Origin of the sequence: Streptococcus sp. HMSC073F11 (genome assembly GCF_001810785.1) — a bacterium.
Lineage (GTDB): Bacteria > Bacillota > Bacilli > Lactobacillales > Streptococcaceae > Streptococcus.
This window is the reverse complement of record NZ_KV802678.1, coordinates 1-12,528: the sequence shown is the minus strand read 5'-3', so window position 1 is coordinate 12,528 and position 12,528 is coordinate 1. Positions and strand designations below refer to the sequence as shown.

Annotated in this window: 13 protein-coding genes; 3 read left to right on the top strand and 10 right to left on the bottom strand. The window is 37.1% G+C overall.

The window, feature by feature from the left end:
* Position 1: 1 nt before the first annotated feature.
* The 3 genes from HMPREF2764_RS00065 to HMPREF2764_RS00055 are packed head-to-tail and all read right to left on the bottom strand — an operon-like array spanning position 2 to position 3,679.
* The gene (locus HMPREF2764_RS00065; RefSeq protein ID WP_000975289.1) at positions 2 to 1,348 is read right to left on the bottom strand and encodes a PTS ascorbate transporter subunit IIC; all 1,347 of its coding nucleotides are present in this window, start codon (positions 1,346 to 1,348) and stop codon (positions 2 to 4) included.
* A gap of 12 nt (positions 1,349 to 1,360) precedes the next feature.
* Positions 1,361 to 1,645, bottom strand: a complete 285-nt coding sequence (locus HMPREF2764_RS00060; RefSeq protein WP_000912473.1) for a PTS sugar transporter subunit IIB — start codon at positions 1,643 to 1,645, stop codon at positions 1,361 to 1,363.
* Between the two features lie 3 nt (positions 1,646 to 1,648).
* Positions 1,649 to 3,679 (bottom strand): BglG family transcription antiterminator, encoded by a 2,031-nt coding sequence (locus tag HMPREF2764_RS00055; protein WP_070526247.1) that lies wholly within the window; start codon positions 3,677 to 3,679, stop codon positions 1,649 to 1,651.
* A 316-nt stretch (positions 3,680 to 3,995) separates the two neighbouring features.
* Here HMPREF2764_RS00055 and rpmF point away from each other — a divergent pair, with 316 nt between their 5' ends.
* The 3 genes from rpmF (at position 3,996) to HMPREF2764_RS00040 (ending at position 5,879) form a co-directional block, all read left to right on the top strand.
* On the top strand, positions 3,996 to 4,178 hold the full coding sequence (gene rpmF / locus HMPREF2764_RS00050; RefSeq protein WP_000290417.1) for a 50S ribosomal protein L32: 183 nt from the start codon (positions 3,996 to 3,998) through the stop codon (positions 4,176 to 4,178).
* Between the two features lie 15 nt (positions 4,179 to 4,193).
* Positions 4,194 to 4,343: a 50S ribosomal protein L33 gene (gene rpmG, locus HMPREF2764_RS00045; RefSeq protein WP_001265622.1), complete on the top strand. Its 150-nt coding sequence runs from the start codon at positions 4,194 to 4,196 to the stop codon at positions 4,341 to 4,343.
* 153 nt (positions 4,344 to 4,496) lie between these two features.
* Positions 4,497 to 5,879 carry a hypothetical protein gene (locus HMPREF2764_RS00040; RefSeq protein ID WP_070526244.1) on the top strand — a complete coding sequence of 461 codons (1,383 nt, stop codon included), beginning with the start codon at positions 4,497 to 4,499 and terminating at the stop codon, positions 5,877 to 5,879.
* Between the two features lie 24 nt (positions 5,880 to 5,903).
* On the opposite strand, the gene HMPREF2764_RS00035 is transcribed toward HMPREF2764_RS00040, so the two are convergent.
* From HMPREF2764_RS00035 to HMPREF2764_RS00005, 7 genes are all read right to left on the bottom strand, one after another.
* The gene (locus tag HMPREF2764_RS00035; protein WP_083306558.1) at positions 5,904 to 6,224 is read right to left on the bottom strand and encodes a tyrosine-type recombinase/integrase; all 321 of its coding nucleotides are present in this window, start codon (positions 6,222 to 6,224) and stop codon (positions 5,904 to 5,906) included.
* 249 nt (positions 6,225 to 6,473) lie between these two features.
* Positions 6,474 to 7,721, bottom strand: a complete 1,248-nt coding sequence (locus HMPREF2764_RS00030) for a toxic anion resistance protein (protein ID WP_070526231.1) — start codon at positions 7,719 to 7,721, stop codon at positions 6,474 to 6,476.
* A gap of 21 nt (positions 7,722 to 7,742) precedes the next feature.
* Positions 7,743 to 8,549, bottom strand: coding sequence for a coiled-coil domain-containing protein (locus HMPREF2764_RS00025; RefSeq protein ID WP_033685331.1), 807 nt, complete (start codon positions 8,547 to 8,549; stop codon positions 7,743 to 7,745).
* Positions 8,550 to 9,126: 577 nt separating this feature from the next.
* Positions 9,127 to 9,738 (bottom strand): 30S ribosomal protein S4, encoded by a 612-nt coding sequence (gene rpsD / locus HMPREF2764_RS00020; RefSeq protein WP_000092756.1) that lies wholly within the window; start codon positions 9,736 to 9,738, stop codon positions 9,127 to 9,129.
* Positions 9,739 to 9,932: 194 nt separating this feature from the next.
* A complete protein-coding gene (locus tag HMPREF2764_RS00015) occupies positions 9,933 to 10,985 on the bottom strand; it encodes a sensor histidine kinase (RefSeq protein WP_070526230.1) in 1,053 nt (350 codons plus the stop codon).
* Positions 10,982 to 11,680, bottom strand: coding sequence for a response regulator transcription factor (locus HMPREF2764_RS00010; RefSeq protein ID WP_070526229.1), 699 nt, complete (start codon positions 11,678 to 11,680; stop codon positions 10,982 to 10,984). Before HMPREF2764_RS00010 ends, HMPREF2764_RS00015 begins: the two co-directional genes overlap by 4 nt.
* A 123-nt stretch (positions 11,681 to 11,803) precedes the next feature.
* Positions 11,804 to 12,528: SSURE domain-containing protein (locus HMPREF2764_RS00005; RefSeq protein WP_148129343.1), on the bottom strand; the 725-nt coding region annotated here is incomplete at its 5' end.

The following is a 12,528-nucleotide window of genomic DNA, read 5'->3' as shown; positions in this document are numbered from 1 at the left end:
CTTATTCCTCCTTTGCAGATGGCTTTTTAATAAAGGATACTCCAAACATAACTGCTAGAATAAGAACAAGACCAATAACAATGCCTGCTTGTGAGCCAAATTGATTCAACATTCCTAAAATAATTCCTGATAGACCAAAATCTGCATCTGAGAAAGTTGACCCTTGGAAACCAAGTCCTCCCAAAACTGGCATTAAAAAGACTGGAAGAAAACTAATTAAAATACCTTGTAAAAATGCTCCAATAGTGGCTCCACGAACACCACCAGATGCATTCCCAATGACACCTGCAGTCGCTCCACAGAAGAAATGAGGCACAACGCCTGGTAAGATGACAACCGTTCCTGAAGCAATCATAATTGCCATACTTACTAAACCACCAACAAAACTAGAGATAAATCCAATTAGGACTGCATTAGGTGCATAAGTATAAACAATCGGACAATCCAAAGCAGGTTTTGAATTAGGTACGAGACGCTCTGAAATACCTTTAAAGGCTGGGACAATTTCACCCAAAATAAGGCGAACACCTGCTAAAATAACAAATACCCCTGCTGCAAATTGACCTGCTAATTGTAAAGCATAAACTAGACCACTTGTACCATTACTGATTTCTTTTTCTATATATTCTGACCCTGCAAAGATAGCTACAATAATGTAAATAACTGCCATAGATAAAGTAATACTAACAGTACTATCACGTAAAAAAGCTAAACTCTTTGGGAATTTAATGTCCTCTGTTGATTTTGATTTGTCACCGATAAGGCTACCAGTGAAACCACTCAACCAATATCCCAAAGAACTGAAATGACCTAAAGCCACCTTGTCATTTCCAGTTAATTGAACCATATATTTTTGTACAAATGCTGGAGAAATACTCATAATAATACCGAGTGCTAATCCTCCTAGTAAGATAAGAGGCAAACTAGTAAAGCCAGCAACTGATAAAATGACCGCAATCATACACGCCATATATAGAGTGTGGTGCCCTGTTAAAAAGATATATTTAAATCGAGTAAAACGAGCGATTAAGATATTGAATACCATACCTGCAAACATAATCATTGCAGTAGCTGAGCCATATGTTGTTAAAGCTACAGCTACAATTGCTTCATTATTCGGTACAACTCCAGATAAATGAAAAGCATGTTCAAACATGGTACCAAATGGATTCAAAGAATTTTGCACAATTCCTGCACCACCAGATACAACTAAGAAACCAACAAAAGTCTTAATTCCACCTTTAATAATATCAGGTAATTTCTTCTTCTGAAGAACTAATCCTAAGATTGCAATTAAAGCTACTAAAATAGCTGGTGTACTAACAATATCCAATATGAACTTCATCATGACTCTAGCCTCCTATATAAGTTCTTTTTCTTCACAAATTTTAGTAATTAATTCTCGTAGCTCGTCCATATCAATAATACTATTTAAGATACGAACATCTCCAAGATGACTAGCTGAATCAGCTAAATCACGACCAACAATCCAAATATCGGCTGCATTTGGATCTGCTCCACCTAAATCATAATGTTCAACTTCTACATCTGAAACATTCAAATCACTCAATACAGATTCAATATTCATCTGTACCATAAAACTTGAACCTAATCCTGAACCACAAGCTGTACCAATTTTTAACATTATCTAATCCTCCTGTTTAATTATCATTTTAATGTCATCATAGTTTTTTGATGAAATTAAAGCTTGAACATGATTTTTATCTCTTAAAATTGTTGTTAAATGTGACAAAGCCTTTAAATGACTCTCATTATCAATGGCTGCAATACAAATCAACAATCTTACCTCTTGTTCTGGATTATCCAATAAATAAATCGGCTCTTCCAAAACTAACATTGACATTCCTATTTCATTCACGCCTTCATCTGGCCGAGCGTGAGGAATTGCTACTCCCTTCCCTAAATTAATAAAAGGTCCAAACTCTTCTACTTTTTGAATCATTGCCTCAGGGTAGTTCTTGGTTATCTTATGTTGATCCAAAAGCGGTTTAGCTGCTAAACGAATTGCCTCCTTCCATCCTAATTTTTCCGAACTAACCTGATAAGTTTCTTTTGTAATTAATTCTTCTAACAATGGTAACACTTCCTTTCTGTTCATTTCTTGATAGAGATACCTCTTTAATGCTAATTTTAACTCTAATTCTTGTGTGATTACACTATATCGTCTTACTATGCTAATTATCTGATTAAGCTCAATATCTCGATAACCTGTATCTGGGAAATCTTTTGATACCAATTCAACTAACTGTGTTGTTTGTTCTTCCGTCATCATAACAGAAACTAGATAATTTGGCTTCTCTGTATCCACCTTTATAGTAGAAAAAACCATATCATAGTCACTACTAGTTTTCGCATATAAATCATCAATCTTTGAGGTTCCTATAAACTCAATTTGAGGGAATAATGCTAATAGATTCTCTTTTATCATCAATGAAGAACTAATTCCATTAGGACAGATAATTGCTGCTTTATAACATTTTTGAGGCAAATTGTCTGCTTTCTTTAAATATCCTCCAAAATGGATAACAAAATATGCTGTTTCACTATCAGGTATGGGCTTGTCAATAGCGTCCATCAAGGGAGTCAAAGAATCTTTTACTAGTTCAAATAAATCAGGATAATGTTCTTTAACATGCAACACATATTCATTTGAGCTAGGTAAGCCGAACTTTAATCTATAGTAAGCCGGTATAAGGTGGCGGCGAAGATTTTCTCTCAATACTTCTCTTTGTTTAAAATGTAACAAAGAAATATCTTCCATTCTACTTATAATAGCCTCTGTTAATTGATTAAAGTAAACCGGAGCAACATCTACTTCACCTTCAAAGCAACTTGATAATAAAACTGTGACATAGCGATAATCATCCTCTGAAAATACCGTATCTATAATTCCCAAATCAACTACTGTATCTAATAAAATAGTCGTTATATCTTGAATAATAGGAGATACTAGTGTCTCTGAAAGACATACTCTTTCAACATCCCTTTGATACCTACATATAATGAATACTAAACCGAAAAGGCAAACTTTTAATTGATTAACAATAGGTACTATCTGTAGCTTTTCATAATAATCTTTAACTACCTGATCAATCAAATCATAAGTTAATGAATACCCCCAACTGGATAAAACATAATCCAACCCCCAAATCCCTATGGAGGATTCCAGCAACTCACTAACCATTTGAAAAGCTAAACGGTGCTTATTCCACTCTGAACCGTGTAAAGTATAACCTTTTGCTCTACTGTACCCTAGCTCCAAATCATTATCTAACATAATCTTTCTTAATGATTGAATATCAGATAAGGTTGTATTCTTACTTACTTTCAAAAAGTCTTGATAATGATTATTCGATATAAAATCTAATCGACAAAAAGTGTAAAGATAGATTAATGCTAAGCGAGTCGACTTTGGTAAAACCAATTCATCCGACTTAATAATATCTGTCAAAGACTGCTTCGTACGATTTGATAAACTATAGCGACCTTGTTTTTTATCCAGTACTATCCCTTTATTAGCTAGATAAGGCACTAAATAATCTATTCCTTCTTTGACTTCCTTTATAGGTAAGCTCACCTTAACAGATAATTCATATAATGATAGCTCACAATGATCCATCAAAGTCATCAAAATAACTAGTGCTCTATAATCAAACATTTCTCTTCCTTTCTAACTACAATTATAGTGTAAAAGTTATAAGAATAAAAGAGTATTTCAGCACAATATAATCTCACCTCCTACAAGTAATTATTGGGCTGAAACTTTTTAGTGATTATTTGTCAACTTTCTATTAATTTTTAAAAACAAAATGATATCATTTAGGTTTTAGTAATATCAACTGAGTAATATCTTCTAATTTTTTCATCTTTTTTTGTCAAGTAACTTTACTTTACAAAAAAAATGTGTTATCCTAGTATGGTTGATGAAAATCAGTAGATTGAATCGAATATAAATACCTAAAGGAGAAATCAAAATGGCAGTACCTGCACGTCGCACTTCAAAAGCGAAGAAAAACAAACGTCGTACACACTACAAAGTAACAGCTCCATCTGTGAACTTTGACGAAACTACTGGAGATTACTCACGTTCTCACCGTGTATCACTTAAAGGATACTACAAAGGACGTAAAATCGCTAAAGCTGCATCAGCTGAATAATAGAAGGGAGATACCATGCGCGTAAATATTACACTTGAACACAAAGAATCTGGTGAACGCTTGTACCTTACTTCTAAAAACAAACGTAACACTCCAGACCGTCTTCAATTGAAGAAATACTCACCAAAACTTCGCAAACACGTTGTGTTTACAGAAGTAAAATAATATAACATACAGAAAGCCTATGAAATCAACATTTCTAAGGCTTTTTCTTTTAAATTTAGCAAAATAACTGAATTTTAACTGATTATGATTGTTCATATCAAATAGGGGAATGTTTTTGATATAATTATTTTGAAAAACATTAAGGAGCTTAATATGAAGAAGCCTATAAATAATAATTGGGGAGAAAAAATTTCTGAAGTCTCTAAACAAATCAAAGAATTTAAAATAACTTCTTTTTATATGTTAAGTACAGACTTATATAAAATTAATAATAAAAAATTAACACAAATTATTACTAAAAAATTTAAAAATCATCCAGCCACAATAATGGTTTTAATAGGTACCAAAGATGGTCAACTTATTGCTAAAAAAAATGAATTTTGGAATATTCCCTCTGAGATACATCATTTGAAAGAAGCGATTGATGAAAAGACTAATGACTATCTTGACTTATACTTTATTAAACTTGAGAAGGAAAAGCAAAATTGGTTAAATAACGCAGAAGGTAATAAATTTATTAAATTTATCTTCACTCCTCTTATAGAATTTGGTAAAAAGAGCGAAATATACCTCTACTTTGTAACACTTACCGTATATCAAAATGGGGCAATAGTAATTGATTTATTTGAAGATTTGAGAGATTCTTTTTATAACATCGATTTTCTACACCCGTATACCAAAATGATAGCCAAACTCTTTCCTGATTTTAAAAATAAAAATAAAGCATACTCTTTGAACTCTTCTCAACAGTTAGATGATATTTTAAATTATATAAAAAAAGAATTATCTTCAATAAACGGAGGAATTCAATTAAGCGAACGTTTTTTTACACTCCACTTCATTACCAATATGAAAGATATGAATAAATTAGAATTCTTTAAAAAAGACAAATTGTATACTTGGATGATTAATGCTCCATATACTTCGCATGCTCTATCCTCTATGAATAAATCAAAATATTACATAGCAGACTATTTTGATTTAGAATACATTAACTACATAAACAAAGGCGCTAATTATATCATTTGGAATAACAATGATTCTAATAATTTTGAGTTCAATTTTCTACAACAAGCTAGTTTCTTTTTGGCTTCTGCTACCCCGTTTTTTCAATTAGTTTGCCTTGAAGAAACTATTATGGACGGACTTGAAAAATTCCACCTCTCAAACGAAAAACATCTTATTAATTTTAATGAATGGGCTCACAATTATAAAAAATCATATATTTTTATGTACCGACTTAATTATAGACCTATTTTTGAACTTTTTAATCATCTTAAAGAGCACTCTGATTTCACTCACGATGAATATGTAGAAAAAGTAAAGCAAGAGGAATATGACTTAATTAAAGAAAAATATCAATTTAATGAATTACGAAATACTAAACTTATGGAAGCAATACTTTTTATTATTGCTTCCGTATCTGTTCTTCAAGTAATAAATATCTTTACTAATAACATTGAGATTTTATTGATAAGTTTAGCTAGTCTTATTGTTATTTCTATTTTTATAATCATATCAAGAAATCTAAAATAGCTGAATTTTAACTGATTATAATAATCAAGAGATTATTTTAGACAAATCTATCATAACTTGTTCAATCTTATGTTTTCCTTTTTGCATAACATGAAGATAGATTTTTTCTATTTCTCTACTATCTTCTGAATGTCCCACAAACTCTCGAATAACGTTTAAGCTTACATTCTTATCAGCCATGACTGAAACAAAACTATGTCGGAACATATGGGGAACTATGTGAACAGGCCTACCAAAATCAACTAGGTCATCAATATCCTTATAGGATTTTCCACTTTTCTTATTATACTTAGCGGACTGACTAGTTCCACCTCTTAAGAACATTGAAATTTCTGTATGATACAATGGACTGCCCTGCTGGTTCTTCCCTTTTATGTATACCGAAGTTAAGTAAGCATTCAATACGAAGAATCAATACAGAAGAAAAACGCTGATTCAAGCGTTTTTTCTTTTTGTTAATTTCAGTACATTGCAATAAAAATCAACCGAATGACTACATTTTTGACTATATTTTTTGTGAAATAAATTAGAGGCTCTAATATATAGGAAGAATCCAAAATCCCCTGCAAGCTATACTTACAAGGGACTTGTGTATTATTCTTGTACTTCTTTCTGAGCAGCCTTGCCTTGGTCTAGAAGGGCTTGGACGATTTTCTCATCGCGTAGTTTGACAGAATCGTTGATCATTTCTGCGGACTTGACGATGGTTGTTTCTAGTTGGGCACGTTTCTGGCGTCCCAATTCAATTGCTGCGACGATGCCTTGGTTTTGAGCGACCAGACTTTCAGCCAGTTTAGTAACCGATTCGACAGCTACTGTCGGGCTTTGGGCAATTCTCTCCATCTGCGGAATCACTTCCTTGCTGGTTTCAGCTAGCATCTGAAGGGCAGCATTGTTGGCATTAACAATGGCATCTGCCACTACACCTGATTTCATGGATTGTTGCAAAATACCAAGTTGGGCAATAGAAAGCTTCATTGTTGGAATCGTATTGCGACGAAGCATGCCCAATTTTTGGCGCATATCAGATGACACCTTCACAAGATTGCGCATCTGAGGTGTTGTTGCCCAGGCAACATAGAGACGGCTGACATACTCAGTGTGCTGTTGTTCGAGGGTATTGACCACTTCAGCCATGCGGGCCAATTCTTGTGACTTGGTTTGGTATTCTACCGTACTTGTATCAAGTTGGTCAGCTTGGGCCTTCAGTTCGGCAGCGCGATTACCAGCTTCTGTCTGGCTGGCTTCGATAAAGGAAATTACTCCCACTAAATTTTCAATGGATTTGGTATTGTCCTCAATCAACATCTCAGCAGAGACAATATTTCGAGCTAGCACATCTTCTTGCTTGACCACTGCGGCAGCCATGCCATCGAGCTTTTGCTCCACTGTTTTTGAATCAAAGTAAAATTCCTGTAGGGTATTCTTGCTCTTGTTAAACAATCGTTGCAAAAAGTTTGGCTTTTCTTCTAACTCAGCAATTTCAGCGTTCTTGTATTTGACTACAAAGCCTTGCAACTCACGGTTGGTATTCTTGAGAAGATCATCCACTTGGGGAATCTGCAGTTTCTTTTGTTCTGACAAGATACGATTGACCGTATTGTTCACACCTTCTACAGCAGATTGTCCAAAATCTAAAAGAGCATTTTGATTTGTGACAAACTGGTCTACCAATTGGGGCACGTGCGCCTTGATTCCTTCTTGCTGCTCAGGGCTCAACTTTTCAAGGAAGGTCAAGGTCTTGTCTGAGCCAGTATTGGTCTCGATGATTTGGGTTGTTTTATCCACATTAGCTACCGTATTATTGGCAATCTGGTCAATATCAAAATTAAATTCTGTCATGGTTACTCCTTTGTTTCTAACCTATTCTTTACGATCTTTTTCTAGGATACGCAAACTGATATCAAAATCACGCATATCTGTTTCATTGAATTCTCTCAAGACTTGGTCCAGTTCAAGGTCAAATTGTTCGATGGCTGCTTTAGCTTGTTGCAAGCGTTCTTCTGCTCGATTATAGTTCTTCGGATTGGCCTTAATCTTTAAATAGCCTTCTAAAATCGTTTGGAATTTCTCCATCTTCAAACTATGAATGGCCGTCAATTCTTCCTTATCACCATCAGCAGAGGTGGCAATCTTGTCTAAAATAGCCTGATGATCAATGGCAATATTGGCCAAGGTCTGGGACAATTCTGGAGCTAATTCCTCTGGCTCCGCATTTTCAAGATCTACCTGACTTTCTCTATCCAAACGTTCTAGCTGAACATCGATAGTTGCCCTCACTGTACGAACCTTTTTGTCAATACGGTTGTAGACATCAGCATCGATATAGGACTTGAGACGTTCCGCCTCCTGATGGATTTCCCGCAGTTCGATTAATACTTGATTAGCCAAACTCTTATAGGACTCTGAGCCTTTTTCTACTAAAGTTCCCTCTAATTGCTGAATATCCTTGTCCGCCTGACGAATACGAGCTTTTAAAAGCTCAATCCGATCATCGAGCGAACGATCCTGCAAAAGAGGATAGCGCCAACGTTTATAGAGGCGATAACCACCATAGCCTAGCAGGACACAAGCCGCAAGCGGAAGAGCATATTGAACCAAAAGGCCCAGTAAGAACAAGAAGCCCCAAAAATAGAGACAGCCTTTCCAAAAACCATTACCCGATTTCATAAACATTCCTTATTTTCAATTTATAAGTCTATTTTAGCACAAAAGACAAAAATGAGGGCGGAAATCCCTAGAAAAGAGTTGATTTCTTTGCTGTAGAATGGAGGCTAGAAGCGCGTGGGCTAATTTCAGTAAAGTGGACTCAAACCACAAACACACTCTGAGGAATATCAAAACAAAAGCTTGAAAAATCGGAGGGGGTGTGTTAGAATGGGTTTATAGTGATGATAATTGTCTAACAAGGCAACAAAAAGCCCCACCGTGCCACCGATGGGGGTTTTTGCTACCCTCTAAAAGGGGGCTACGTCTCTTTATCCATAGCTTGAAAAGCTCAGATAGTACGTTAACAAGTAACGGAGCTAGAAAAAGGGAAAGTAACTCTAACATGCATAACACCTCCCTTCATTAAACTGAGGAGGCTAAAATATTATATCATCAATATCGCGTCATTCTTGGAATAGATAGACTTAGATACAAAAATAACCTTACTAGCAAATCTCTATACAAATCCAGAAATCAACGTTTTAAGACAAAGCAAAAAGCCCACTGTTGTAGGCTTTCTGTAAGATATATCTTAAAATTAAAGCATTTTGTTGTAGAATTCAACGACAAGTGCTTCGTTGATTTCTGGGTTGATTTCGTCGCGTTCTGGCAAGCGAGTCAATGAACCTTCCAATTTTTCAGCGTCAAATGATACGAATGCTGGACGTCCAAGAGTAGCTTCTACTGCTTCAAGGATTGCTGGAACTTTCAATGATTTTTCACGAACTGAGATCACTTGACCTGGAGTTACGCGGTATGATGGGATATCAACGCGTTTTCCGTCAACAAGGATGTGACCGTGGTTTACGAATTGACGAGCTTGGCGACGAGTAGTCGCAAGACCAAGACGGTAAACAACGTTATCCAAACGACGTTCCAAAAGAAGCATGAAGTTGAAACCTAGGATTCCGCCTTTGATTTTTGTAGCTTGTACGAACAAGTTACGGAATTGTTTTTCACCTACACCGTAAGTGAAACGAAGTTTTTGTTTTTCAGCCAATTGCAAACCGTATTCTGACAATTTAGAACGGTTGTTTGGTCCGTGTTGTCCTGGTACGTAGTTACGACGTGCCAATTCTTTACCTGTACCTGTAAGTGAAAGGCCAAGGCGACGAGCTTGTTTCCAAGATGGTCCTGTATAACGTGACATGTGAATGTCCTCCTGATATAAATAATATTTCGGTGGAAATAGTCACTTAGAAAGCCCTGATTCGTGCAGATGCCCTTCGCCTAAACAGCCAAGGTTACTTATCATAAGACACCTGTTGACGAGCTTCATGCTTTCCTGCTGATATTTCGCACAAAATCCATTTTACCATGAATAGCTGGATTTGTAAAGGGGTTTTAAGCTTTATTTTCATTGCCAGAGAGGTTGAGAAGGAGGGTAAAGGTGCTTCCGATGCCGCGCTGGCTGGTAACTGTGATTTCTCCACCCAATTGATGGGCCAATTCACGCGCAATAGCAAGTCCTAAGCCATGACCACCTGTTTTCATATTGCGCGAAGTTTCGACACGATAAAGGCGTTTGAAAATATTCTCCAAGTCCTCTGGGGCAATGCCCTGTCCCTCATCCGTTACACTGATTGAAAGCTGGTTTTTCTCCAGCTTAGCCACCACTTCCAGCTTGGTTCCTGGAGCCGAGTATTTAAAAGCATTATTGACCAGATTCACCAAGATACGAGAAAGCTTGGCATAATCTCCTTCAATCCGGGCAGACTCTGGGATCACCTGCAAGTGGACATCTCGCTCCTCCTGCTCAATCAAGAACTGAAATTCACTCATGCACTCAATCAAAAGCTGATCCAGAAAAATGCTGTCTTTGCTGGTAGTTTCTACCTGATTTCTAGCTGTATTTAGGGTCAAAAAATTCAACTCTTCAACCAGTTTATTGAGCCTTTCCGTCTGACGCCCAATGGTTGCTAGATAATGCTCCTGTTCTCCTTCCTTGATAACCCCATCCAAAATCCCTTCTACCGTCGCTTGAATCGAAGTGATGGGGGTCTTGATATCATGCGATAGCTGGGCAATCATTAAGCCCTTTTCTCGTTCGCTTTCTTCCAAGGAATTAAAGGTCGCCTGCAAATCATGGGACATTTCATTAAAAGCTTGGCCTAATTGTTGAAATTCTACAGGTCCTTGAACCTCCAGATTTGCAGGGAAGTCCTTGTCCGCTACTCGCTTGGCATGTTCCTTAAGTTTGGCCAATGAGGTAAAGACAGGCGATAGGAGAAAGAGACTAATCCCAGCACCGACAAAACTTGCGATTAAAGTCATGCCAATCAGGAAATAAATTTCTCCTTCTTCAATTAACATTCGCTGGATGGCCCAAAAAACCACGATAATCGTTAGGAGTGTTGAAATGATATACCCCACTAAAATATAACTTTTTAATTTCATTGACTACCTTGTGCTTTCTCAATTTTGTAGCCCAAGCCCCAGACAGTTTTGATAGTAGGCGTTTCTGCACTGGCATGTTTAGCCAACTCCTGTCGAAGAGCATGAATATGAACATTCAAGGTATTGGTATCATCCACATAGTCTTCTTGCCAGACCTTTTCATAGAGATCTGTTTTAGAGAAAACCCGCTCTGGATTGCTAGCTAAAAGCCATAGGAGTTCGAAGGATTTGACTGTCAAATCAAGCGCCACATCTCCGACTTGGACCTCATGACTACCGTGATTCATCCGTAAATCCCCGAGACTGACGACCTCTGTCTCACCTCCACGATGAAGGCGACGCAAGATATTGTGGACACGCAAAACCAGTTCACGAGGGCTAAAGGGCTTGGCAATAAAGTCATCTGCCCCTAAGCTCAGGCCATAAATCTTGTCCTGCTCACTGGTCTTAGCCGTGATAAAGAGAAAAGGCTGATCTGGAGATTGATACTGGACCTCACTAATCAAGTCATAACCATCCATCCGAGGCATCATGATATCTGTAATAATCAAATCAATCGCTTTTCGCTTGAAGATTTCCAAGGCCTCTACTCCATCATGGGCCACCAAAACCTGATATCCTGCCTGAACCAGATAACGTTGATGAATATCTGTGATTTCTACCTCGTCGTCAACGAGTAAAATTGTCTTTCCCATCTGTCTCTCCTTTGAAAAAAACAGTGCTATACCACAATAGTATAACACTATTTTAATCTCTCTACGAACATTCTAATCGATATCTGGATTTTTCAAATCCTAGATAGAAAGTCTGTAACTAGACTAGTCATTTTCCTCTTTTTTAGCTTTCAAACCGAGGCCGCCTAGAAGTCCGGCCAAAGCTAATCCAAAGAATCCAATAGTAGCCATTGATGTTTGGGCTTCACCAGTATATGGAAGCATGTCTTTTTGGTCTTTCATTTGATCAGTCATCATCGGACTTGATACCTTGTTATTAGATACCATCTTGCCTTCATCAGACATTTTGCTTGAGGCTGCTGGAGCTTGATCTTGTTTCATGCTTGGTGTTGCCATAGGCTGGCTAGCATTCATGGTTTTGTCCTGCTCTTTGTTAGGCATCATCTTATCCTGACTAGTAGCTGGCATTTTAGATTTCACCTCATCTTGATTGGCACTAGGCATTTGAGCGTTCATCTTAGACGCATCTTGATGACTATTCATCATTGGAGCCGGCATAGCTGAACCATTAGAAGATGGGACGAAACCTGACTGCATCGGAATCAGAGACTGATGTCCATTCAAGTTCACTGTCAAATCCTTAGTCGCTACGAGGTTGCTCAAATCGGCCTTGCCGTCTTTGGCACCGTACACTTTGATAGTTGCTTTATAACTTTGAGTGCCGTTTTGTTTCAAGAGGTCTAGAAGCTCTTTATCTGATTTACCTTGGGTGCCGGCCAAGTCCACTTCGTAGAAGTAGAGACCTTTGCCCAATTTCTCTACTGGCGGAAGGGCTGGATTTTTTGCTGAACCATTGTCTGACCATGGAG